The sequence below is a fragment of the Shewanella maritima genome, assembly GCF_043643735.1.
Classification (GTDB): Bacteria; Pseudomonadota; Gammaproteobacteria; order Enterobacterales; family Shewanellaceae; genus Shewanella; species Shewanella maritima_A.
In genome coordinates, this window is record NZ_JBHZSM010000020.1 from 34,251 (window position 1) to 59,859 (window position 25,609).

At 43.3% G+C, this 25,609-nt stretch carries 22 protein-coding genes, 1 pseudogene and 1 riboswitch; of the genes and pseudogenes, 3 read left to right on the forward strand and 20 right to left on the reverse strand.

What is annotated here, in order from left to right; genetic code table 11:
* Positions 1-16: 16 nt before the first annotated feature.
* The 9 genes from ACHUGF_RS16750 to moaA all read right to left on the reverse strand — a co-directional run bounded on the left by ACHUGF_RS16750 (position 17) and on the right by moaA (position 6,287).
* Complete coding sequence (locus tag ACHUGF_RS16750; protein WP_394132926.1) at positions 17-694, reverse strand: response regulator transcription factor; 678 nt, start codon at positions 692-694, stop codon at positions 17-19.
* A 5-nt stretch (positions 695-699) separates the two neighbouring features.
* The gene (locus tag ACHUGF_RS16755) at positions 700-1,224 is read right to left on the reverse strand and encodes a hypothetical protein (protein ID WP_394132928.1); all 525 of its coding nucleotides are present in this window, start codon (positions 1,222-1,224) and stop codon (positions 700-702) included.
* Positions 1,225-1,385: 161 nt separating this feature from the next.
* Positions 1,386-2,498 (reverse strand): ABC transporter ATP-binding protein, encoded by a 1,113-nt coding sequence (locus ACHUGF_RS16760; protein ID WP_394132930.1) that lies wholly within the window; start codon positions 2,496-2,498, stop codon positions 1,386-1,388.
* On the reverse strand, positions 2,485-3,159 hold the full coding sequence (gene modB, locus ACHUGF_RS16765) for a molybdate ABC transporter permease subunit (protein WP_394132964.1): 675 nt from the start codon (positions 3,157-3,159) through the stop codon (positions 2,485-2,487). The genes ACHUGF_RS16760 and modB overlap by 14 nt, the downstream gene beginning before the upstream one ends.
* Positions 3,159-3,956, reverse strand: coding sequence for a molybdate ABC transporter substrate-binding protein (gene modA / locus ACHUGF_RS16770; protein WP_394132931.1), 798 nt, complete (start codon positions 3,954-3,956; stop codon positions 3,159-3,161). Before modA ends, modB begins: the two co-directional genes overlap by 1 nt.
* A 28-nt stretch (positions 3,957-3,984) precedes the next feature.
* Positions 3,985-4,455, reverse strand: coding sequence for a molybdopterin synthase catalytic subunit MoaE (gene moaE / locus ACHUGF_RS16775; protein WP_394132932.1), 471 nt, complete (start codon positions 4,453-4,455; stop codon positions 3,985-3,987).
* 1 nt (position 4,456) lies between these two features.
* Entirely contained in the window at positions 4,457-4,705 is a 249-nt protein-coding gene (gene moaD / locus ACHUGF_RS16780) for a molybdopterin synthase sulfur carrier subunit (protein ID WP_394132933.1), read from the reverse strand.
* A gap of 73 nt (positions 4,706-4,778) precedes the next feature.
* Positions 4,779-5,255, reverse strand: a complete 477-nt coding sequence (gene moaC / locus ACHUGF_RS16785) for a cyclic pyranopterin monophosphate synthase MoaC (protein ID WP_394132935.1) — start codon at positions 5,253-5,255, stop codon at positions 4,779-4,781.
* Between the two features lie 51 nt (positions 5,256-5,306).
* Complete coding sequence (moaA, locus tag ACHUGF_RS16790; RefSeq protein ID WP_394132937.1) at positions 5,307-6,287, reverse strand: GTP 3',8-cyclase MoaA; 981 nt, start codon at positions 6,285-6,287, stop codon at positions 5,307-5,309.
* Positions 6,275-6,408: riboswitch (molybdenum cofactor riboswitch) on the reverse strand. (Overlaps the previous gene by 13 nt.)
* 255 nt (positions 6,409-6,663) lie before the next feature.
* Between moaA and ACHUGF_RS16795 the strand changes: the two genes are divergently transcribed.
* Positions 6,664-8,316: an electron transfer flavoprotein-ubiquinone oxidoreductase gene (locus ACHUGF_RS16795; protein WP_394132939.1), complete on the forward strand. Its 1,653-nt coding sequence runs from the start codon at positions 6,664-6,666 to the stop codon at positions 8,314-8,316.
* Between the two features lie 162 nt (positions 8,317-8,478).
* Entirely contained in the window at positions 8,479-10,401 is a 1,923-nt protein-coding gene (locus ACHUGF_RS16800; protein WP_394132940.1) for a methyl-accepting chemotaxis protein, read from the forward strand.
* Positions 10,402-10,483: 82 nt separating this feature from the next.
* Here the strand turns inward: ACHUGF_RS16800 and ACHUGF_RS16805 are convergent, their stop codons facing one another.
* Together ACHUGF_RS16805 and ACHUGF_RS16810 are read right to left on the reverse strand one after the other, a co-directional pair.
* Positions 10,484-10,843, reverse strand: coding sequence for a DUF4870 domain-containing protein (locus tag ACHUGF_RS16805; protein ID WP_394132941.1), 360 nt, complete (start codon positions 10,841-10,843; stop codon positions 10,484-10,486).
* 3 nt (positions 10,844-10,846) lie between these two features.
* Positions 10,847-11,575 carry an MOSC domain-containing protein gene (locus ACHUGF_RS16810; protein ID WP_394132942.1) on the reverse strand — a complete coding sequence of 243 codons (729 nt, stop codon included), beginning with the start codon at positions 11,573-11,575 and terminating at the stop codon, positions 10,847-10,849.
* 536 nt (positions 11,576-12,111) lie between these two features.
* Here ACHUGF_RS16810 and ACHUGF_RS16815 point away from each other — a divergent pair.
* The gene (locus ACHUGF_RS16815; protein ID WP_394132943.1) at positions 12,112-12,459 is read left to right on the forward strand and encodes a hypothetical protein; all 348 of its coding nucleotides are present in this window, start codon (positions 12,112-12,114) and stop codon (positions 12,457-12,459) included.
* 229 nt (positions 12,460-12,688) lie between these two features.
* On the opposite strand, the pseudogene ACHUGF_RS16820 reads toward ACHUGF_RS16815, so the two are convergent.
* The 9 genes and pseudogenes from ACHUGF_RS16820 to ACHUGF_RS16860 form a co-directional block, all read right to left on the reverse strand.
* Positions 12,689-12,790 (reverse strand): annotated as a pseudogene (locus tag ACHUGF_RS16820) (transposase); the annotation flags it as partial.
* A gap of 252 nt (positions 12,791-13,042) precedes the next feature.
* On the reverse strand, positions 13,043-14,014 hold the full coding sequence (locus ACHUGF_RS16825; protein WP_394132966.1) for a transposase: 972 nt from the start codon (positions 14,012-14,014) through the stop codon (positions 13,043-13,045).
* Positions 14,015-14,035: 21 nt separating this feature from the next.
* Positions 14,036-14,371, reverse strand: a complete 336-nt coding sequence (locus tag ACHUGF_RS16830) for a hypothetical protein (RefSeq protein ID WP_394132944.1) — start codon at positions 14,369-14,371, stop codon at positions 14,036-14,038.
* A gap of 237 nt (positions 14,372-14,608) precedes the next feature.
* Positions 14,609-14,989, reverse strand: a complete 381-nt coding sequence (locus ACHUGF_RS16835; RefSeq protein WP_394132945.1) for a hypothetical protein — start codon at positions 14,987-14,989, stop codon at positions 14,609-14,611.
* The gene (locus tag ACHUGF_RS16840; RefSeq protein ID WP_394132947.1) at positions 14,986-21,810 is read right to left on the reverse strand and encodes a SpvB/TcaC N-terminal domain-containing protein; all 6,825 of its coding nucleotides are present in this window, start codon (positions 21,808-21,810) and stop codon (positions 14,986-14,988) included. The genes ACHUGF_RS16835 and ACHUGF_RS16840 overlap by 4 nt, the downstream gene beginning before the upstream one ends.
* A 202-nt stretch (positions 21,811-22,012) precedes the next feature.
* Positions 22,013-23,197, reverse strand: coding sequence for a BaiN/RdsA family NAD(P)/FAD-dependent oxidoreductase (locus tag ACHUGF_RS16845; protein WP_394132967.1), 1,185 nt, complete (start codon positions 23,195-23,197; stop codon positions 22,013-22,015).
* Between the two features lie 148 nt (positions 23,198-23,345).
* Complete coding sequence (gpsA, locus tag ACHUGF_RS16850; RefSeq protein WP_394132948.1) at positions 23,346-24,362, reverse strand: NAD(P)H-dependent glycerol-3-phosphate dehydrogenase; 1,017 nt, start codon at positions 24,360-24,362, stop codon at positions 23,346-23,348.
* Between the two features lie 4 nt (positions 24,363-24,366).
* Positions 24,367-24,852: a protein-export chaperone SecB gene (gene secB, locus ACHUGF_RS16855; RefSeq protein ID WP_394132950.1), complete on the reverse strand. Its 486-nt coding sequence runs from the start codon at positions 24,850-24,852 to the stop codon at positions 24,367-24,369.
* Positions 24,853-24,949: 97 nt separating this feature from the next.
* Positions 24,950-25,384: a rhodanese-like domain-containing protein gene (locus ACHUGF_RS16860; RefSeq protein ID WP_394132951.1), complete on the reverse strand. Its 435-nt coding sequence runs from the start codon at positions 25,382-25,384 to the stop codon at positions 24,950-24,952.
* Positions 25,385-25,609 lie beyond the last annotated feature (225 nt).

A 25,609-nucleotide genomic window follows, 5' to 3' on the forward strand; every position in this document is an offset into this window, starting at 1 on the left:
ACTACTTTGGTAGGGCTTAATGCCCTTTGCAAAGGCGATAACCAGCCCCTCGTACAGTTTCAATCAGTTCGCCGTAGCCAATCTCTTCAAACTTGCGACGCAGTTTGGCAATGTGTACATCAATCACATTGGTTCTCGGGTCGAAGTGATAATCCCACACAGCTTCAAATAACAGCGTGCGGCTGATGACTTTATTTGGATGCTCCATTAAGTATTTCAATAACTGAAACTCTTTGGGCTGCAGCATCAATTCGTGGCCATCTAGGGTTACTTTGCGAGTAAGTAACTCCATATTCAGGCTACCAACAGTCAGGTCGGTTTGTGCAGGTTGTGGCACATTTCGTTGCCCTAGCTTTTCAGCCCTGACCAATAACTCATCAAAAGCGAAAGGTTTGGTCATATAGTCATCGCCACCCGCGCGTAACCCTTTAATACGTTCATCAACATGGCTTAGCGCAGATAAGATCAACACAGGTGTAGTATTGCCACAGTTTCGCAATGCTGATAACAAAGTTAACCCATCAAGTTTGGGTAACATTCTATCGAGAATAATTAATTCATACTGATTATGCTTGGCTAGCGTTAGTCCAGACTGGCCATCAGTGGCGCTTTCTACGTCAAACCCTTGAGCAACAAAGCCGTCAGTGACATATTTCAATGTGGTGGCATCGTCTTCAACAATTAATATGCGCATATCATTTAGTCCCATTTCAACAGTGGCAGAGGGCGAAGGTTTTTTATATCAAAAGCAACGATGCTCTTGCTATTTTGGTTCAATAATTTGAGCTCTAGGTAACTAATAGATAAGTCGTGATCGAGTTCGGCCTGCAATAACTGCCCTTGATGATTTTTTCTCGCCATCGCAACTAAATCGGAGAAATGAATATTTTTACCTTGGAGCATTTTCACTGCATTGACCTGTTCCACCCCTTGATTAGTGAGCAGTTCATCTGATTGTTGTAGCAACGAACCATCAGCAGCAAGATACTGAAAACGTAATATTTTACCTGTGGAAAGGTCAATCATAGAGAGCCTATAGACTAACTGTTTGTCCGCGACATCCATGCCAAAACCACAAATTGTGCCTCGATCATTCTTCGATTCAAGTTCTTGCATCACTGTAATTGGCGCAAAAAAATCACCCTGTGCAAGTAAAGTTTGCACAGTTGGATTTGCGAAAACAGTAACAGGGAACAGACACATTGCTAACAGCAACCGAACCATCACTCGCCTCTAATTTAACTATTCAACATACTTACTTTACCTAAGAGCTAGGCAAGACCCAAGTTTTGCAAGATTAATAATTGATCATAAAAATAAAAAGCACATGCCAATACATAGGCTTAATTGCACACAATGGCTTGAGTCTGTTCATCGATTTTTACCTAGTCAGTTAGGTTATCAACCAACAAATGAACCTGATTGGATTTTAAGGCAACCGTCGTACGCAAGCCCACTCTTAAGGCTAGTTTGGCTGCCAAGTGTGATGGTATTTCAGTATTCAGGTGATGACGTACGCCTTGCATAGAGGCAATCACTCTCACCGTCTCTCCCATGGTCAATAACGACTCAATAGTGACATCGATTTTATTGATGCTACGACACAAACGGCCACGGGTAATGGAATTAAATCGTACCCCTTGATTGGGAATAACCCAACGTACTGTTTGGCCAATCTCACACTGCGGCAGGCTATCAGATACGATCACATGTTCGCCAAACTGTAAGCGAACCAAATTATTTTCAGCCTCAATCGCAATCACTTCACCATCAAAAATATTACGCAGCCCCATCTGTCTTGCCACCGCCTCATTGTGCGGGTGTGACAACACATCAAATGGCTTACCCTGCTGTAGCATTTTGCCTTGGCTGATTAATATCATTCTATCTGCCAGTAATAAGGCTTCATTAATATCGTGAGTTACCATTACGACCGGTATCGACAGCTGCGACTTTAACCTCGCAAGCTCAATGTATAGCCTTTCACGCGTTTCTCTATCTACCGCAGAGAAAGGCTCATCAAGCAGTAAGATGTTGGGTTCTCTGGCTAATGCTCTTGCTAACGCGACACGTTGGCGTTGACCACCAGACAAATTCGCAGGTAAACGCTCAGGAAAGCCTTGTAAATTAACCTTCTCTAACCATTCCAACGCTTTAATTCGGCGCTGTGGTTTAGGCAAATGGTCTAACCCCGCCATTACATTATCAAGGGCACTCAAATGCGGGAATAAGCCAAAGTGCTGTGGCATATAACCAATGTGACGCGCTTGCGGTGAAAGGCACATTTGCTTATCAAACCAAGTTTGATCGCCACAGGTAATTTCGCCTGACTGCGGTTTGCTGAGTCCAGCGATCATTCGCAGCAACGTGGTTTTACCACCACCCGATGGCCCTACAACAGCAAGCAACTCACCTTTTTTACAACTAAAATTGGCCTGAATAGGAATGGGGCTTTGCTGCTGGATATCACAACGTAACTCATGATCACTTGCGTGCATTTTGCCCCCCTAAACGGCGGGATAACCCCGTAGTGAGTGCCAAAGCACTAATTGCAAACAACAATAAAATAAGTGACATCAAGCCCGCTGAGTCAAAGTCGAACGCCTGCACGCTATCGTAAATGGCAATTGAAATCGTTTTCGTTTCACCAGCAATACTGCCCCCCAGCATCAGTACCACGCCAAACTCGCCTAATACATGGGAGAAACACAACACAAAAGCAGTGAGTACTCCAGGCCAAACCATGGGTAGCTCAACTTTGAAAAAGGTTCTCATGCGCCCCATGCCACAGCATGCTGCCGCATCGCGAATATCTGGCGGTATGGTTTCAAATGCCCGTTGAATAGGCTGCACTGCAAAGGGAATGTTTATCAACATACAGGCAATCACCAGCCCAGAGAAATGGAACACAAGTTGCTGGCCAAACACCTGCTGCACCCATTGACCAATCATGCTTTGGCTACCTAAGCCCACCAGCAGGTAATAACCGATAACTGTGGGAGGCAGTACCAAAGGCACCATGATTAACGCCTCAACCCAAGATTTACCTTTAAATTGTCGGTAAGCTAACGCACGCCCTGCCACAATGGCTAATGGGATCAACAACAAGACAGTATAACTACTGAGCTTTATCGATAGTCTCAGCGCTTCCCAATCCATCATTCAGCTCCTTTGCCAAAGCCATATTGCTGAAAAATAGCGTGTGCCGTGTCTGTTTGCAGGTAATCAAAAAATGCGTGAGCCGTTTGCCCTGCATTGCGCAGTAACACCATTTTTTGCTCAAGTGGCGTGTATGCGCTGATTGGGATTTCAATGTAATTCGCTCGAGCTTCAAATACTGGCGACTTAGCTAATGACAACGCAACTAATCCCCCTTGTGTCGAACCACTAATAGCAAACTGGGCAGATTGAGACACGTTTTCACCGTAGATAAGCTGGCCTTGAATCGATTCCCACAAACCAGCTTGTTGTAACACTTGCTGGGCACGCTCACCGTATGGCGCATGCTGTGGATTGGCAATTGTAAAACGCTTTAATTGCCCAGACTCAATTAAGGCTTTTAACCCTGTAAGTTGTGCATCAAGTTCTAAAGGGGAATGTTTCGGTGCTGCTAATACAAGCTTACCTACGGCATAAACCACCCCAGTATCATTGGTGAGACCGGCTGTGACTAATTGCTCTGTATAACGTTTATCTGCAGATAGCAGTAATTCGAAAGGGGCACCATGTTGAATTTGCGCGACAAAATTACCCGATGAACCATAAGATACGCGCACTCTATGCCCTGTATCTTGGGTGAATTGCTCGACAATCTCATCTAAGGCAAATTTAATACTGGAAGCGGCTGCAATGGCAGGAACATCATTGGCTCTAACCGACAAGGGTAAGGTTAGAACCAGCAAAGAAAGCACAAATAAAAGATGGCGGCGACAACCGCCAATATATCGATTCAACATTGCCGATTAGGTCTCCAACAATGATTGATTATGCCTGCCACATTTTTGCAGCTTGCTCATCACTATCTCGCGCTTCAACCCACTTATCACCATCGTCACCCGCTTCTAGTTTCCAAAACGGTGCTTTGGTTTTTAAAAAGTCGATTAAAAACTCACAGGCTGCAAATGCCGCTTTACGATGTGCACTGGTCACGCCAATGAAAACAATCTGCTCGCCAAGTGCCATGGTGCCCACGCGGTGAATGATTGTGACTTTATTTAAAGGCCAGCGTTCGTATGCTTGTTGAGCAAGTTGGTTCAATACCGCTTCAGTCATACCAGGGTAGTGCTCCAGGGTTAAGTCGGTCACCACGCTGCCGTCATTGAAGTCACGCACTTTACCAACAAAGTTAACCACTGCACCATCGCTATTGTCATTGGCCAGTAAGGCGTACTCTTCAGCGACATTGAAGTCTTGTGTTTGCACTATCACCTTTGCTTGGTTGTTAGCATCTGCCATATTAACCTCCTGTAACAGGTGGGAAAAAGGCAACTTCATCACCATCAGCAACAGGTGTATCCCATTGACTCATTGTCTGGTTAACGGCCACTAGCAATTTGTCTGATGACAACACTTTAGCCCACTTCTCATCTTTAGCGGCTAATGCTAAACGTAACGAATCAGTCGTGCTGATCCCTTCAGCTGGCATGTCCACTTTCGCAGTACCTAACAATTCACGAATTTGAGCAAAAAATAATACTTGGATCATATCTTTATCTCTTAATTGCACAGCTAATAAGCTGGTCAAATTGGGTCGAATTTTGGGAGAATGATTGGCGTTATTACGCCTTAAAATGACCTGATTTACCACCACGCTTTTCTAACAAGCGAACTTGGCTAATCACCATGTCTTTTTGCACTGCTTTACACATATCATAAATAGTGAGTGCAGCCGCTGATGCCGCCGTGAGCGCTTCCATCTCCACGCCGGTTTTACCTGATAATTTACACAAACTGGTGATACGCACACGATTTAATTCAGGCTGAGCTTCTAACTCAACTTCCACTTTGGTGAGCATTAATGGGTGACATAGTGGGATAATATCTGAGGTTTTTTTAGCCGCTTGAATGCCGGCAATACGAGCGGTCGCAAACACATCACCTTTATGGTGACTGCCACTCATAATCATCTCTAGGGTACTTGGCGCCATTTCAATGAATGCTTCAGCACGTGCTTCGCGCTCAGTAATTGCTTTTTCAGTCACATCCACCATATGGGCATTGCCATCGGCATTAATATGGGTAAAACGCTCGGTCATTAGATTCGCCTTGTGTTTAAAATTCGAGTCAACCGGTCATCAAAAGTAACACTAGCCACCAATTGAAGCTAAATGCTGAGTAACACCAGTGACACCTTGATGTAAGTAGTGAGTTTCTTTTTTCTGGGCTAATTGCCCATGTAAACGTTCTATCAATTCTGGCTTTTGTGATGGGTCTTGTAATAAATCCCGCAAATCCAAGCCATTTTCTGTAAATAAGCATAAATGCAGCTTGCCCTTCGCTGACACGCGTAAGCGATTACAGCTAGCACAGAAGTCTTTAGCATACGGCATGATCAAGCCAATTCGGCCTTGGTAATCGCTGTGGCTAAAGTTTTGAGCAGGGCCATCACTGACACTCGGTAGGTCGTATAACCAACCGTCTTGCTCAAGCTTTCGCTTTATATCTAGTCCTGATAAATGATGTGCTTTGAAGTAATCGTGGCCTAACCCCGTCTCCATCAATTCAATAAATCGTAAATCGATGGGCGTGTGTTTTATCCACTCTAAAAACTTAGGAAGATCTTTGTCATTCAGATCTTTCAGTAGCACAGCATTGACCTTAATACGCTCAAATCCCGCCTCTAGTGCGGCATCTATGCCACGCATCACTTCATCAAATTTGTTTTCACCTGTGATTTGATAAAACATACGTGGGTCTAAGCTGTCTACCGACACATTAATACGACGCAAGCCCGCTTCGTACCATTCTTTTGCGTGCTTTTCTAATCGGTAACCATTTGTGGTGGTTGCCACGGTATGAATATTGGCATTATCGGCCACGATGCGAATGATATCGGTGAAATCTTTACGCAGTGAGGGCTCACCACCAGTAATACGAATTTTTTGTGTACCGACATCAGCAAAAGCCGAGACTAAATTTTCTATCTCGGGCAGAGATAAAAACTTGGGCTTGCCATCGGGGCGGTAACCATCGGGTAAGCAATAGGTACACTTGAAATTACAAACGTCAGTAACTGACATGCGCAGGTAATGAAACCTACGACCAAAATTATCCTGTAGTTGGGACATGTTAACCTTTCCAAATTGGGGAGGTGAGCGCATTTCTTTACACACCCCGGTGGCACTATTACCACGGCTAATCCCCCATATCGTTAGACTTAGGAGAAAAAGCTCGGAGAACCGTCTGTATTCAATTATAGGCTTAAATCAGCTTTAACAAATACCCCTAAAGATCAAATTTTCAATACCCACTATCTGACCGTTAACAAAATGTGACTCACCTCACTATCAATTGTTGAGGTTTTAGTCTGTGCCCCAGCGAAAAATTACGGTATTGTTAGAGAATAAATAAACGATCGTTTACGTTAGCGGAATAGTTGATGTGATCAATTAATCGTCATAACAATAGTCAACCCGCCATGCACGGGTAACAGAAGGTGAGAAGATGGAACGCGAATCAATGGAGTTCGACGTAGTTATCGTCGGAGCAGGCCCCGCTGGACTAGCAACCGCCTGCAGGTTAATGCAAATATCAAAGGATGCAGACAAAGAAATCACCGTTTGTGTCGTTGAAAAAGGATCAGAAGTCGGTGCACATATTCTTTCAGGGGCGGTTTTCCAGCCTGATGTGCTCGACGAGCTATTTGACGACTGGCGCGACTGTGATGCTTCGCCGTTAAAAACGGCAGTGACTAATGACGATATTTATTTACTCAACTCTGACAAAAACTCACGCTTGATGCCGAATAGCATGGTACCGAAAACCATGCACAATGATGGCAATTACATTGTTAGTGTTGGTAACCTAGCCCGTTGGTTAGCCGAGCGTGCTGAAGCGCTTGGTGTCGAGATATTCCCTGGCTTTGCCGCAAGCGAATTACTGTTCAACGACGATAACTCAGTCAAAGGCATTTTGATTGGTGATATGGGTGTTGGCGAGAATGGCGAGCCAAAAGACAGCTACATGCCAGGTATGGAGCTACATGCTAAGTACACAGTATTTTCAGAAGGTTGTCGCGGCCACCTTGGTAAGCAACTGATTGCTAAATATCATTTAGACAATGGCAAAACACCTCAACACTACGGCATTGGCTTCAAAGAAATCTGGAAGATCCCAGCAGAGCAACACCAGCAAGGTAAAGTGGTGCACACAGGTGGCTGGCCTTTAGTTGACGGCGCTTCTGGTGGCGGCTTCCTGTACCACATGGAAGACAATCAAGTCGCCGTGGGATTAATCATCGACTTAAATTACAAAAACCCACACCTTAGCCCGTTTGATGAATTCCAACGCTACAAAACACACCCGGTCATCAGTCAATACCTGAGTGGCGGTGAGCGAATCACTTATGGTGCCCGCGCCATTGCAAAAGGCGGCTTAAACTCATTACCTAAAATGAGCTTCCCAGGTGGACTATTAGTCGGTTGTGATGCAGGTACATTAAACTTTGCCAAAATTAAAGGCACACATACTGCGATGAAGAGCGGTATTTTGGCGGCTGAAACCTTAGCAGAAGGCCTTATTGCCGGCATTGATGGCGGCAAAGATTTAGATTGTTTCCAGACTCGCTTTGAAAATAGCTGGTTGCATGAAGAGCTGCATAGCTCACGTAACTTTGGCCCAGCATTACATAAGTTCGGTACTTTTGTTGGTGGTGCATTCAACTACATCGACCAAAACTGGTTTGGTGGTAAGTTCCCAGTCACGTTCCGAGATACGACGCCGGATCACGAGTGCATGGGTAAAGCGAGCGACTACAACAAAATTGACTACCCGAAGCCTGACGGCCAACTCAGCTTCGATAAGCTCTCGTCGGTGTATTTATCAAATACTTACCACGAAGAAGACCAACCTTGCCATTTGCGCCTAAAAGATCAAAGCATCCCTGTGAATGTTAATTTGGCGCAATTTGATGAGCCCGCTCAACGTTATTGTCCAGCAGGTGTCTACGAGATTGTCGAAGAAGAAGGTGAAAACAAGTTTGTGATCAATGGTCAAAACTGTATTCACTGTAAAACCTGCGACATTAAAGACCCAAGCCAGAACATTACCTGGGTAACGCCCGAAGGTGGCGGCGGACCGAACTATCCAAATATGTAAATGTAATAACAAAAACGCACCGATGAGGTGCGTTTTTTTATTTTACTGTCTATAACTTATCCAGCGAGTGCGCAATAAATTCCGCAAAGGTTTTTATCATCAAAGCCGATATAAAGAGCATGATTTTGACAGTTTTTACTTCTGAGTACACAAGGCAAACTTATGACATTATTTAACAGCCTCACCATCAAACAAAAAATTCTACTTACGGTGACCTGTGCTGTACTTCTTTCAACCATCATGGTCGGTGTATTGGGGCAGCGAAGTGCAAAGAGTGTTGTAGAGCAACGTATGCAAACCTCTGAGTTACCTAGCCTATTAATGCAAATTCGCAATAAAGTGGAATTAGACATTAATAGTCTCTCGAACGCAGCAGAGCAAATGGCTAATAACCGGTTAATCTTAAACTGGATTGAGCAAGGCCGCCCCGATGATGGCGCTGATGATGTTATTGCTCACCTTGGCGATATCACCCGTCAATATAACCTAGTACAAGCTTCTATTGCCGACCGTGAGACTGCAGCGTACTACACGCAAGATGGTTTTTTACGGATACTGAACTCACAACAGGATGGTTGGTTTTTTGGTTATCGTGATAGTGGTCAAGAGCGCATGTTAAATGTGTTCACCGAAGAAAATGGCGATGTGAAACTGTTCATCAACTACCAACAACCCACAGGACGAGGCTTAGTTGGACTCGCTAAAGCCATGGATGACATGGTTCGATTTCTAGACTCTTTTAAAATCGAAGATACGGGTTTTGTCTATTTAGTCGATAAATCAGGCAAGGTAATGCTACACCCTAACCCAAGCTTAATTGGGCAGTCATCCATTAATCAACTATACCCACAAGCCAACACTGGCAACTTGATGCAGCAAAATGACTTCAATCTAGTGAATATCGAGCTAGATGGGGAAAGCCAAATAGTGGCAAGTAGCTACATCTCGGCATTAGATTGGTATCTCGTGGCGCAAGTACCTGAAGCAGAGGTTTATGCACTACTAGACCAAGCGGTCTATCAGATATTAATCAGTACCATCATCATTGCACTCATTTCCATCGCCATTGCAATCTCGGTTGCACGCTCAGTCAGCAGTCCAATCACCCGCGTAGCAGATATGTTCAAGGATATTGGTGAAGGTGAAGGTGATTTACGCCAGCGCCTACCTGTTGAAGGTAATGATGAACTCGCGCAGCTATCTCAAGGCTTTAATAGCTTTATCAGTAAAATCCAAGAGTCGGTGATAGAGGTTGCCCGTACAAGTGAGCATCTCAGTCACTCAGCTAAAGATGTTTCAGACCAAGCGAATCAAACACTGAATGATAGCCATCTTCAAAAAGACCGCACAGTGATGGTTGTCACCGCGATTAATGAAATGGGGGCAACCGTTAACGAGATTGCCAATAATGCTGCACAAGCTGCCATGAGTGCTAAAGAAGCCGATACTGAGTCATCTGATGGCCAGCAAGTCGTCATGACCGCACGCACCACAATTAATCAACTTTCAGATGAAGTTGAGCAAGTAGGCGAAGTTATTGAATCTCTGGCAACCCACACTAAGTCGATTGGCAGTATTTTGGATGTAATCCGCGCGATTTCAGAACAAACTAACTTACTTGCACTCAACGCTGCCATTGAAGCCGCACGAGCAGGTGAAGCTGGTCGTGGTTTCGCTGTTGTGGCAGATGAAGTGCGTAGTTTGGCTTCACGCACCGCAGACTCAACTAATGAAGTACAAACCATGATTGATAAACTGCAATCAGAAGCGAAACGCGCGGTAGATGCCATGGAGAAATCTCGGGAGCGTTCACTCGCCGGTGTAAATGCCGTTGACGAAGCCAGCCAGTCATTAACAGGGATCAGCCAACAAATCGCATCCATTAGCGATATGAATATTCAAGTGGCTGCGGCCACAGAGCAGCAATCTACTGTGGTTGAGGAGATAAATAATAATGTCACTGAGATCAATGACATTACCTTGCGTACAGCTGATACCGCTCAAGCAGCAGCTCAAGCCAGTGAGTCCCTCAATCAACTGGCAAATAGGTTAGATGAATTAGTTGCCCGCTTTAAAGTGGAATAACCATTGATTCTGCACCATTAAAACGCCGCTAACATTCCTGTTAGCGGCGTTTTTGTTTTCTTAGTATGAAAGAATACTGTGGTTACTTAATAAATTTGATCGTTAATGGGTATTTATAGGCAATGCCATCACTGGCTTTCACCATAGCCAAAATAGTTAGAATAATATCTATAATGCCTAGTATCGCTAGAAATACGAACCCAACTAAAACAAGCGCTAACAAACTAGAAATAATCACATAAATCAATAGGCTGATTTTATAGTTCAAGCAATTTTTACCACATTGGTCGATAAAATCAGATTCATCCTTTTTCATCAACCACACAATTAATGGCCCAAAGATGCTACCCAGCGGGATCAAGTACCCCACTAAGCTCATACCGTGCACTAGTACCCCAATGTTTTTGGTATCTTGGCTCAACTCACTTGAAAATTCACTCATGTCTTATTCCTTTATTGTTCTCGTCACAAAATGTGCCGGCTTACCTGCTGGCCCAAATAATCGCATTTCCCAATCTTCAATGGCCTGACGTTGCAGGCGGTTCTCTAAACTCGCAACCCAGCTTTGTGCCAAGCCTTCACAAGCTATTAATCGCTCAAAAGCGTTAGCATCAAATTCGGGTACAAAATATAATTTCATCGCCTCAGCAACACTGATGTCACTCTTTCGCTCAATGATTTGCAAACTATCGCTAGCGTGGATCTCACCTTCAGATAACACACGGTAGAACCAGCCACACATAGCAGTTTCTTGCATCGCTAAAGCAAATTCTACATGGTCAAATTGTAAATTAAGCTTGAAGCAAGGCGATCGTGGCTGCGTGACCTGCAAGGTAACATCACCAATTTGCACAATATCACCAATAAACACCTGTTGCTCATTGATACCAACAGTTGAGATATTCTCCCCCATACTGGGTGCATCTCGGCCTGAACGGATTAAATCCCAACGTCGGTATTGGCCATAATGCTCTCGAGGAAAATGATGAATAACGCGGTCAAGGCCACCGTGATGCTTAGGGTCGGCTTCACTGTTACCTAAAATACGATCAAATTGCACATTCAATTGCTGCGCTTTATGTTTTTGGTTAATACAACTGGCCACACCATTGTGCATCTGCACTTGATCGCCCAAGTACAACCCAGAAAGACGGCTCACACCCTGTAGGCTCACAGACTCATTCCTTGTTGTTTAAAACACCGAGCAGATAATATACCCAAATTTCAAACAAAAATAACCATTAAACATATGAAGTTATTATGTATTTAATTAGAAGGTAGTAGAAAGATGACATGTTCAACCATCGCTATTGAGCAATAGGTTTACTGAGGAAAGTTTTAAGGTGAGTTTTCAAGGCTAAATTGAGCTCTGCGAAGGCACTGCACATAACCTCCTTGTTTAATGCTCAAACAAAACCGAGTAGAAAATTGGCGTCTATGCCATTAACTATGGGTGGCCTATTTAATTGTTATAGCTTACGTAATTTCACTCCCATTCAAGCCCAAAAATAAGTTATTTTCGCTAAGAAACGAAACTACACAATTGGAGCCTCATCACTTCAGCCTTTACACCTCCCACACTTGTATATACATTAAACCAAACATAAATCATTGATAAATAGCAATATTTGATACAATCGCATACAAGTGCTACCAGATGATAACAGGTGGGATTGTTATTTAAACCACTAAACCGACAAGGATGTAAATATGAAACGATGCCACTCTCAGCCACTCAAACTGACCGCAGCAACTGCTATTAGCTTTATGGCTTTTTCTGCTCAAGCTAACAATACACTAGCAACAGTGAATAACAGTTTTCATCACGATACTAGTGCTTCATATATCATTGATACAGACAACAGCGACAACGCTTATCTATTTGCCAGTTATCGCTATTATTTTGATGCAGTGAGCACTGATTCAGGTCCTTGGGCCCTTAATGCCTTCTTGGCTCAATCTTCAAATTTTGGCTTTAACTACCTGAAATCAGATCTAGCCGAAACCAGCAGTTATCAAGTTGAAAAAAGAAAGAAAAAACAAGCCACCCATTGTTAATCAATAACATAGTGGCCTTTTAACCTGCTAGCAAGTGAACACTCATGACCTTTTTATTGTTGCAGCGTGGGTAATGAATTGAGTTAACCAAACTGGATGGTTTTCAGTGTATTAAGCTTATATTTGCTTTTTTAAGTCATTACTAAGCTGCCGACACTCGAATGTCGGTAAATGGTTAGATTAAGCGCTTTGCTTTATTGGTTCGAAAGCACCTGTTCAGCGCACCCGATTATTGAAAATACTGGCAGCTTGTAGCGAAGTGCCGTCGCCTCTTTTGTAAATGCTCACAATATTGTGTCAACTCTTGCAGCGAACCCACTGGGCCAAAATAAAAAACAAGCCACCCATTGTTAATCAATAACATAGTGGCCTTTTAACCTGCTAGCAAGTGAACACTCATGACCTTTTTATTGTTGCAGCGTGGGTAATGAATTGAGTTAACCAAACTGGATGGTTTTCAGTGTATTAAGCTTATATTTGCTTTTTTAAGTCATTACTAAGCTGCCGACACTCGAATGTCGGTAAATGGTTAGATTAAGCGCTTTGCTTTATTGGTTCGAAAGCACCTGTTCAGCGCACCCGATTATTGAAAATACTGGCAGCTTGTAGCGAAGTGCCGTCGCCTCTTTTGTAAATGCTCACAATATTGTGTCAACTCTTGCAGCGAACCCACAGGGCCATGGAATAACTGCCCAAACTCGGTCGTTAGCTTTAGCCAGTTGGCTTGATTAATGTTTAATCTATTGAGTATTTTTGTGCTGCCGGCTTTAATAGCACCTCGTTTATCATCACGAATAATCCGACCTGTATCGTCGACTAATTCAAGGTAATCCTGTAATGAAAACGCAATACCTTTAGGCTGGTTAGCACGTTCATTACCAATAAATGGCAATAACGCTTTAGGTTGCTCTCCTTTGATGGCGGCTTTTATCCGCTGCTGAATACTGGTGTAATCTGATTGCTCTGGTGTGGCCACCATGTTGGCACGTATGGGGTTTAAGTCAACATAGGCCATACAGGCTAATACTGCTGCTTCATCTAACAAAGCTTGAGATTTAAACCTGCCCTCCCAGAAACGACCTGAGCAGTTATCTTCTTGATTGGCTTGTCTAGCGATAGGTTCATTTAAGCAGCGCATAAACCATGAAATATCACATAATCGGCTTCTGTAGATTGCGATGGTGTGCTTTAGCCTTACTACTTCATGGGTTTCTATCAGCTGACCTTTGGCAAATTTATGGGTGAGTGCATCGCCTTTAAACAACTTATGCCATTGCATCACCACATCACGGTCACTCCATTTGTTTACTACTTCAATATCAATATGTAACACTACATGCAGATGGTTTGACATCACAGCATATGCCGCCACATCAATCGCAAACACGTCAGTCAGTTGAAGAATCAGCGTTTCAACCCAACCACGTCTGTAGTCATAGTTTTTACCAGTGTATTTATCATCACCACATAAGAATGCACGGCGTACCACACGACTACAACAATGATAATAGGGAGTGTCTTCAAGGCTAATTTGAGTTCTACGAGGGCGCGGCATCATAACCTCCTTGTTTAATGCTCAAATAAAGCCTAGTAGAAAGTTGACGTCCATGCCATTAACTATGGGTGTCCTATTTAATTCTTCACGGTCACTCCATTTGTTTACTTCTTCAATATCAATATGTAACACTACATGCAGATGGTTTGACATCACAGCATATGCCGCCACATCAATCGCAAACACGTCAGTCAGTTGAAGAATCAGCGTTTCAACCCAACCACGTCTGTAGTCATAGTTTTTACCAGTGTATTTATCATCACCACATAAGAATGCACGGCGTACCACACGACTACAACAATGATAATAGGGAGTGTCTTCAAGGCTAATTTGAGTTCTACGAGGGCGCGGCATCATAACCTCCTTGTTTAATGCTCAAATAAAGCCTAGTAGAAAGTTGACGTCCATGCCATTAACTATGGGTGTCCTATTTAATTTACTATTTAATTTATAAACAACGCATCATTAACAATGGGTGGCACCATAGTTCCCAAGACTAGGTTTCGTCTGGCCGCCCAAATTTTATGGGTGTACTATATTTAGTGCCGATATAGGCTTTTTAAATGCGTTGGTACTTGCTCGTTTTCAATAGCCTTATGACCACAGTACTGACAACAAGTAAGTTGCAAAAGGTACATATATAAAAAGAAAGATGTAAAAAACATTACATTTTGTAATCTTCTTTTTAGTTACTTCATCGTCACAATCAACCCCTTGAAATAGTTGCTTCTTATTTATATACCATTGATTTATTGTCTCTAATACTAAGCCAAAAACCGTTACCCCGATTATCATATGATTATCGGATACATCAACAAAGGTAAAAGCAAGAAATATTATTGGAATAAATATAAACATTTCAAACATCACGATTTGAATTCTAGTCAAATAATATGCATTTTCTTCTGATACCCCCTTACTCACAGAATAAGCCCATAATCCTTGTAATAAATCGTCATATAACTTTAAAATCATAGTTTAATACTCGGCAGGCCAAACAGGCGTCTCATCGTTCCCAGTGGATTTTGTTGAATTTTTTGGCTGACTTTGTTAGCTCCCATTTGGATTTCTATTTGATTAATCGCTTGAACGGCATCGCGCTTTAGTTGAATGACTCCGCCACCGTCACCGTATACGATATCTGTCACTGAATAAGCTATCGAAGCCGTAGCGCCGACTGGGCCTCCTCTTATCCCAACTAATAAGGCACTTACATCAATGCTTGATTTAACGACTGCTTCCGAAGAAGTGATTTTTCCGTTATTTAAAGCCGCAGCGTTAGACGCTAGACTTACAAAGAGTCCTGCAACCCCTGCTTTTGTTCCAAGTTCTTTACCTAGCTTAGACGCATCTAGTGACAGCAAAGCGGTTGCAGCTTTAGAGTTATTGCTTACCCCCCAAGCATTTAGGGTTGAACCTGTAGCCATGAGGGCAGTCCCTGTCTCGGCAGTATTTAATAGTGTCAAGTTTTTCGTTTTCTCAAGCCCTAACGCAATAGTTGAAGCTCCAGTTGCAAGTTTTGCTGCTGTTTCGGTAACGTCACTGCTACTCACCTTCTCACCTGTTATTTTACCATAGGTTTCTATCACCCGTTTAGCCCAATCAACATCCTCACCTTTGGCTTCATTTTTTTGGCCGTTTGATACAGGTACCTCTGTATCATCATCTTTCTCCTCTCCATCTTCAACTTCAGCGATTTGAGCTGACGAACAAAACCCTTCAAATCCAGTATTAGAACCTGTTGTGCACTCAGACTGATAACCACTCGGGTCCGTCCCTGACATCGGATTGTTCAAAATATACGAATACGGATTAGCACTTTGACTGTTCTCTGGGAACTGCAAAAACGGGTCAACACTTAAAAAGCGACCAATATTGAAGTCATATATGCGGCCATTCATATGAATGAGCTGTTGCTCGTTCAAGTGCTCGTGGTCAGTGTAGCCTTTGGTGACGCCTTGCCAATCATCAAGCAGACTGTTACCTGCTGCAATGTCTCTTGGGCGGCCAAACACATCATAACCTCGGTATTGAAGTACCTTACTTGATTTTGCATCTAGCAAGGTATCAACACTGCCCAAATGGTCACGCAATACATGCTGAAACGCCGATTGATTACCCAGCGAGCCTACGTGGGCTTTCATCTTAATGGTGTGGTCACCAATGTAGGTTTTGTCTATGGTGTCAGATACCGTCACTTCCCGTTCGAAACTGCCGACATAGTAGGTGTTAGATAAGGTGATTCCGCCTTGTTTCTTCACCTGTTTATAGCGATTACCGTTGGCATCGTAACTGAAAATACTGGTAACGCCATTACGGGTCACCTCAAGCGGTTTGTTTTGGTCATCATAGGTAATGGTCGCGCCATCACCCGATGTGCGGTTGCCGTTGTTATCATAGGTGAATTTATACGTTGAGCCGTTACGCATAAACTGCCTGATGGCATTTGGCCCCGCATTACCGCCTGCGCTGCGGGCAGTATTACCATACTTGAACTGACTACCATAATCAGACTTAAGCAAGATGTTGCCCGCGGCGTCATAGTCATAGTCTGTGGTTGAGCTTGTGCCCTTGATAACTTTGGTTGAGTAGTCAACGCGCATTAGCTCGTCGTAGACGTAACTCTCTTTAAAATCTGCGACTAGATTATGCTGATAAGCAAGGTTACCCATAGGGTCATAGTCGTAAGCCAATGACTGGAGGCCGTAGGCACTACAGCTACCTGTGGTGCTGGTGCAAATGTCAGTAGGAACACCTGCCACATTACGATAGAACTTTTGGACTTTATTATTACTAAAGCGCTGCTCATTAATACTACCAAAGGCGCTGTACTCGGTCACTTCACGCAATGTCACTTCACTGCTGTCGGTGTAAAGCTGATAGTCTTCAATGACAAAGCCATTATCGTCATAGTGATAAGCCACATGCTCACCACTTGGATATTGCATTGCCTTTAAACGACCAAAGCGAGTGTCATAGGCAAACTTTTCAGTAAAGCTGATATTACCGATGGCTGTCATGGTCTGTTTAATCCGCCCTGCGGTGTCATAGCTGTGGGTTTGGCTGTGCCCCTCGACAAAGGCTTTATACAGCTTACCCTTACCTACAACGTTATCGTACTCCCAGGTTCTGGTTTTGCCATTAACAGTCTGCGTGGTAGGCCGCGCAGCCTTGTCGTACTCAAAAGTCGTAGTAATACCTCTGGCGTCTTTTTGAGTCTTTAGCTCACCAAACTGATTGTAGGTAAATGACCATTTACCCATGTTAGGGTCATCAAACCAAGCCTTACGCCCTAAATCATCGTATCTGGCAGTGATGCGACTTCCAAGTACATCTTGAATGAGTACCGGTAAGCTTGTTGCGTTATAGGCAAAATAACTCTTTTTACCATTGGCATCAGTTGTACTAATCAAAGCCCCTTGAGTGTTGTAAGTACGGCTCATGGTTGCATTCATGCCACCTGAGACTTGAATATCGGTGGTTAAGTTGCTCGAGTAGGTGTAATCAGAGCGATAGCTCACCATGCCATCGTCATGCTGTTTATAGGCGGGGCGACCTAGCGCATCATAATCATGGTATGTGGTGACTTTATGCGAGCCGTAGGATTGTGTTGGCAGGGTTTCAGATAGTTTATTACCCCTAACATCAAACTCAGTTGCGGACACCACAACACCATCAAACCCGTCTATTTCGGTTCTGACCGGACGATTAAGGCTATCGACATAAGTGACTGACGTGGGTTGCCCATCCGTTTGCTGCGTTTGCTTAAAGGCATACTCACCTTGCTGCCATTGCCTTGATATATAGGTCGCTGGGGCGACTGTCACGCTGCCTTTTTTTACTGTTGTCGATTCAATTTGCCCAAGGAAATTAACTTTATTGGTTGTGAGTACGCCATGGATATCAAGTGAGGTTTTTAATTTACCGGTAAGCGCATCATAAGTATTGGTGTTTATTGCTGTCGTTCCCCACTGCGCATTAAAGCTTTTACTCGCAAAATAACCGTCTGAGGTCATTTGCAGTTTGGTATACCTATCACCCGTGCTGACCTTTAACGGCGTGCCATATTTATCATATTCGGTGTAGATTGTGGTTGCGCCAACGCCCTTAAGACTACCTGTCCCTTCCGTTTTAGTGGAGTAGAGTGACATCACACCTTTATTGTTGTTTCGGTATGTGTTGGTGATTTTGGTGCTTGTCGCGGTATTCGTAGGATCGATAACAACGCTAGGATGAGCCGTTTTATATTTTACCGTTTGACTCGTCGAAATCGTCAACGGCACTGACCAACCAATTTGCTCTGTTAAGTCAGTAGTGATGGTCTTTTGATGCGTGTTTATGGCGTCGTCAAGCGACTTTGATACTAATATTGTTTGACAAAAACGAGTTTTTTTAACCACATTGGTCTTCGCAGTTGAGGTTAACGAATTAGGGATTAACTCACGCGTGGTTTTTGTCACCTCTTTTGGATAAAAACACCAAGCAGAGGTTGGTGAAGCTTGATACTGACTCGCACTTGGATAAAGCGTATCAACCTCATACTCGCTTAAGATTCGATTTAGACCGTCTTGTACTTTTTTGTAGATGACAGTACCCGACCATGGAAATGTTTGCGAAAAACGATTAGTTGTAGTTATCGTATGCAAGTTATTTGCATCACGACTGGTTTCAATGATGTCACTGAACCCTTGAAAACCACGACCGGCAACATGAAAACGTGCATTTCGATACTGGTAACTGGTTTTATTTACTGAGCCTTTACCGTTGTCTTTACTGATTTCTTTCACTACACGCATAGTGTTAGTGAAGTTCACGTAGGGGTGGCCACCGCTAGATACAGGTTGTGGGTAATTCGTATCCGCCAACATGGCATAATCAACCGCAAATTTCTGTCCCATTCCGGTAGCCACACTGTTTATTACAGTGTCTTGAGTAGTATGATTGGCAAACAACTTAAAGCCCACTGGATAGTGGCTTGGCTTGCCTGACTTTGATCCAAAGTACCATCGCCTTTTAGTGGCATTTGACTCAAAACCGATACCCGATACAAAATCAATACGGCCATCACCGGTTAAATCAATGGGCGAAAGTGTCGATAATGCGCCATATATTGGTAAGGTTTTATTGGTGAATGAAACGCCATTCTCATTGGTTAACAGCACATTCCAATGCCAAACATCGTGCGCATAAAACTTTGGTGCGTTAGCGCCATCGACTGCTCGACAAGCCTCATTAGTACTCCACTCCCAACATTCATAGATATATTTGCGTCGGCTCGAATCTGGGTACAAAATATCTTGGCGCCCATCACCATTGAAATCAACAAATTGAATGAATTGTTCGTGCACATATCCATCTGGTCCGCCATATGTTGGGTCTTTTACGATTGCACCACTGGCAGTATATGCGAGTTCTTTATGAGCTGTTTTAATTGGAGAAGTGAACTTGCCATTACCTTTATTGAGTATGATGTAACGGGTATAAAAATTGTCACTTGAATTGGTTTTGTGCAACGTCAGAATATCACTTAGCCCATCACCGTTAAAATCAGCCCATTGGCTAGGGTTGGCTCGGTGGGTAACGTCAACATTAATATTAAACGTATTCACCCGTTTAGTCGCTGTAATTTGACCTGAGCTATTGATACCAATTTTGTACCATTTTAATTCTTTGTGGAATTTACTTGGTGCAAGGTCAAGGATGCCATCACCGTCAACATCCATCGGAACGAGGGGCTCTTTGGCTTCTGCCGTAAAAGCACCTTTATAGGCAAATCCATCACCTGATTTATTACGTTGGTATGCCTTGTAGGTAATGGTGTAATTGCTAGAACCCACGGCTTTATTGCTAGCTAAAAGAATATCTTTGCGGCCGTCACCATCAAAATCAACTGCATGGCTATTACAAAACTTATTGCCAATATCGTTATATATCGACGCATAACAGGTAGCATTAATACCTGTGGTATACACTCGCTTACGGGTGCCATCAGGGTTAAAGCTGACAAAGACTAGCTTTGAATTACCGTTGGTGTAAACGAAGTCATCAGCCCCATCTAAGTCATAGTCAATGCTGCCATTGACGATATTTGAAGATATTTCATTGGCGTTAGGTAAGTCATCATCATTGATGTCGCCAGCCCACTGCCTTGAACTAATAGAAGGCAAATCTCTGTAGGTCACTTTATTCCCAGTTCTAGACAGATAAATGCCGTCAAGAGGGATATCCAGATCTAACACACCATCGCCATCATAATCAGCACTCTTTTTGGCCCTCAAACCGACTTGGTAGTTATCTGTTATTTGTGAGAGTGAATGAGTGCTTTTTAAGTAATGGCTGTAGTTACGGGTATACCAATCAAATTGAGTCGTTAAACACTCAGAGGCATTATCACCATTACAGTAGGTAAGATTATCTAATATTGAAGCTTTATTGATTGAGGTAGATGTACGGTAATTGAGTGACCATTGCGCTTTTAACTGTCCATCGATATTAAGTTCAATGTTATCTAACTGTTTATTAGATACGGTATAACCTCCCCAGTGATAACTCTTCTTTGTTGGGCGTGAGGTGTAATTTAAATGTACATTTCGAGTCCCCTGAGTGCCGTTATGGCCAGTGTAATAAATATCGGCAAGATTACGACTCCCCGCGGTTGAATCGTCATAGACATAACTAACTTCGTTACCATGAGTGTCCTGCGTAAGTGATTGCAACCAAGTCAATGTTTGACTTAGCCCAACCGGTACAATTTTTGAATTACTGGTACGGCCATAACTATGCTGCGTACCATCAGGCTCAAAACCAACAAAATAAGTGTTACTGGTGTTTAAATTACCGCCCAATTGCTGGATAACTAACGCACCTTTCCGTTCCGTTTGATAGTAGGTACCATTTTGCCCATAAGCACCAGGGGTGCCACCTTCGGTCTCAGGGATGGGGACCAGCCTTTGACCATTAAGACAGATTTTATCGGCCGTGCTGTATATGGCGTTAGTTGTTGAGTTGTCGATATCGTAAATTTTGCCACAACGGGAAATTTGACTATTTGCTGACAAACTCCACCCCATACCTGCAATACCTTCGCCTGATTGGCTGCTGTAATTGAGTGATAAGTTAGGTTGAACCCCTTTACGCCCTGGGGCAATTTGCAAGGGTACACTGTAGGAAAACGCACCACCGTCTACAATCGATTTACCCTGTATTTCGCCGACTAAATCTCCGCTAATGGGCGTGGTTAAAGGATTACTACTGTTAGGAATGGCAGTAATTGCTGCTAACGACTTTTCACCTGAATTGCCTGAGCTAGCGACATTTATTGGCTGGCTATATGCACTACAACCTGATGAATTACATGCTCTAATTCTGAAATAGTAAAGAGGCGCAGTTTTGTTAGTTGCAACTACGTAACGATTAGGCATCCAATTTACACAACCGCCAATACTATCACCAGGCCCTGTAAAACCATTTACATCAGAGCCATCAAGATCCATAGCAGTGTTATACAAAGAACTTTGCAAGCTCATTACACCACCACCGCCACTAGACAAACCTTGTCCAGTGTATATATTTACCCATGACTGTGTTGTTAAAGATTCTTGGATTTCAACCCGATTGACATCACATGCCATTGACCAAGATAAGGTAATTTGGGTACCTGACTTCCCACCTAATAAATCAGGTGTGGGAGGCGCTGGAGTAATGATTCCCAAAGCATAAATAGGAGATGTATATAGGGTAAAAAAGCCTAGGGCAACGGAAATAAATATCGATATAGAGCGGCAAAAGCTGCGCATTTTCTCTTCCTTGAGTTGTATCAATCCTTAAAAACCAATACAACCTAAAAGGAAAAACCATAAAATGCAACATTTGTTTAACAACAGTATCAAAAGGCTGTCTGATGTAGCAGTATCTAAGGCATCTAATCAATTTGCCAAGTCAGCGGCGTAAAATACAAATAATCTGACTATCTCAACAAAACAGTATGTCCAGAAACAATCACACAGCAATCCCAACCGCAACACCCGACGCCCATGCCCATTGGAAATTAAAGCCGCCAAGCCAACCGCTGACATCCATCACTTCGCCAGAAAAATATAGCCCGGCGACTTTTTTTGACTCCATGGTTTTAGAAGACAGCTCATTGGTATCAACACCGCCTAAAGTCACCTCTGCAGTGCGGTAACCTTCTGTGCCATTCATCACTATCGACCAACTATTTAACTGCCGGGCAATTGAATCTCGTTCACCGTGACCAAGCTGGTTTAACGCTTTATCCAATTGTACAGACTCAAATAGCGCCTCAACTAATCGCTTCGGCAGCCACTGACTGAGGGTGTTACGCAAGCTTTGTTTGGGACTGGATTCAAGTGCTTGGCTGAGGAGAACTGTAGCATCGTCATTAGGCAGTAAGTTGATTGAGACGGCTTGACCAGGTTGCCAGTAATTCGATATTTGCAACACAGCTGGGCCTGATAAACCTCGATGGGTAAATAACAAGGCTTCACTAAATTGAGTGCCATCTTCGGCGGTAATGGTACTGGGCACCGCAATACCCGACAGCGCTTCAAATTTCGCTTTTTGTTCGGCATGCCAAGTAAAAGGCACCAAGCCAGCCGTCGTCGGTAACACCTTTAAACCAAATTGCTCGGCTAATTGGTAACCAAAAGGGGTGGCACCTAGTTTCGGCATGGATAAACCACCGGTTGCCACAACTAAGGCATCACAGCTGTATTCCCCTTGGTTGGTGACGATATGAAACAAACCTGACGCGGCTTTTTCAATGTGGCTGATTTCGGTACGTAATTGCACCTGAGCACCTGCCCATTCACACTCAGTAAGCAGCATATCGACAATGTCTTTAGCTGAGTCATTGCAAAATAGTTGGCCATGATCCCGTTCATGATATTCAATGCCATGACGTTCAACTAATTCAATGAAGTCAGTTGATTTATATCGGGCAAGCGCGGATTTTACAAAATGAGGATTAGCACAAATGAACTGATGTGGTTCAACTTTCTGATTGGTGAAGTTACAACGGCCACCGCCACTGATTAAAATTTTGCGACCCGCTTTTTTAGCATTATCTAACACCAGCACATCACGCCCTCGATAGCCTGCGGTTGCTGCACACATTAACCCTGCAGCGCCTGCTCCGATAATAATTACGTCATGATGCTTCAATGCTTTACTCTCATAATGATGGTCAAGTTCGCCTAACGGCTTCACTCAAAATTTTAAAACCGAGCCGAACAATTTTCGACCAGTCACAAAAAAGGGCGCTATATTAGCACCCTTTTGAATATTTTTATACCGAGTCGACAAGCAAGTATTAGCTATCTGTTGTCTCTGACTTTTTGTCACGACCTAACAACTCTTTGGCAGCTGCAGCGGGGCTTTTGCCTTGATACAACACTTGATAAATTTGCTCAGTAATTGGCATTTCCACACCTAAGCGCTTAGCCAATGTGTACACTTCTTTGGTATTACGATAGCCTTCAACGACCTGACCAATTTCGTCTTGTGCGGTATCAACATCACTGCCTTTACCAAGCGCAAGTCCAAAACGGCGATTTCGAGACTGGTTATCGGTACACGTTAATACCAAATCACCTAAGCCTGCCATTCCCATAAAGGTACTATTGTCAGCTTCAAGCGCGACACCTAAACGAGATAATTCTACCAAGCCTCGGGTGATTAACGCTGTACGCGCATTAGCACCAAAGCCGATACCATCAGACATACCCGCGCCAATGGCAATCACATTTTTCACTGCGCCGCCAAGCTGTAAACCAATGAAATCATCGTTAGCATACACACGTAAACGCTTCGGACTATGCAGTAATTCTACTAAGTCATCAGTGAATTGCGGGCAAGTACCTGCAACAGCAATCGCAGTTGGCATACCTGCGGCTAATTCTTTAGCGAAGGTTGGCCCCGAAAGCACCGCTAATGGAAACTGCTCTCCAAGTTGCTCACGTGCCACGTCTTGTAATAAACGACCCGTTTCAGGCTCAAGCCCTTTAGTCGCCCATACAATACGAGCATCAGCACGCAGTAATGGTTTCGCACGTTTTAATACTTCACCAAATACATGGCTAGGTACAACGACTAAGACATTCTGACTGGCTTGCAGTGCAGTTTGAAGATCAGCTTCAATTTGCAAGCAATCAGGGAAGGCAATACCGGGAAGAAACTCGCTATTGCATCGCTCTTGCTCAAGCTTTTGCATGTGGTCAGCTTCATGACCCCAAAGCAAAGTCTTGTGACCATTGCTAGCAAGTGAAATGGCAAGGGCGGTGCCATAAGACCCCGCCCCTAATACCGTAATATCGGCAAGCTTACTCATACAATTATGCGTTTGCTTCTGCAGGTGCTTCAGCGGCTGCCGCTTGGCGCTGCTGAACATACTGAGCAAATAATGCGTCAAAGTTAACTGGCGCTAGGTTAAGCTGTGGGAAAGTACCACGAGCAACTAAGCTACCAACGGCTTCGCGAGCATATGGGAATAGTACGTTAGGGCAGTATGCACCTAATGAGTGAGCAAGTTGTTGCTCAGTAAGACCTGTGATAGTGAAGATACCCGCTTGCTGTACTTCACATAAGAAAGCTGTTTCTTCGCCATTCTTAGCTGTAACAGTTAGCGATAAAACCACTTCATATGCATCTTCAGCTAACTTGTTGCTACGCGTATCAAGATCTAGCTTAACTTCTGGGTTCCACTCTTTTTGAAAAACAGCTGGGCTGTTTGGCGTTTCAAAAGAGATATCTTTGATATACACGCGTTGAATGTTGAACTGTGGTGCATTTTCTTGGTTGTTTGCTACTTCTTCAGCCATCTTGATGTCCTACCTAATTTGTAATTTATGTGTGCTTTTTTCAAAGCCTATTTTTATTGTACTTCAGCAAATCATAATGCCGAAAGCCGGATAACGATTATCGCTTACTCTTCACTACAGGTAAGTTTGCTGACTTCCAATCAGCCATACCACCATTCAAGTTGTAAACGTTTGCAAAGCCTTCTTTGATAAGAAGTTGCGCCGCTTGCGAAGATGTCATGCCAGCATTACATACTACTATAATGGGACTGGTTTTATACTTTTCAAGGTGAGTCAGCTTATTATTTTTAATTTCTGACATAGTGACATTCAGCGCATCAATAATATGGCCTTTTTTATACTCGTCCTTTGAGCGCACATCAAACACCACGCCTTCTTCCTTGTTGACCAGTTGGGTCAAAATTTGGTGCGAAATATTCTTTACTTTTGACGTACTGATTTTCACTGTCATTACAACAACAGCGATAAATAAACCCACCCAAGATAAACTCAGGATCGGGTTTGCTTGGAAAAACTCAATGTATTCTTGCATGTTATCTGCCTATCTTAGACGTATGTGCCACTAATTTAGCCAAGAGTATATAGATTTGCAGGCGATTTTTCATCTTTCAATCCCACTAAATGCGGGATTAGGCCTGCTTGGTTGGAATATCAGCAACAGTTGTAATTATAAATGAAATTTTATAACGCAATTGACATCAACATGACCTTAATGCTTTTTACCCTGCTAGATAAGTAGTAATATTCATACAATTAA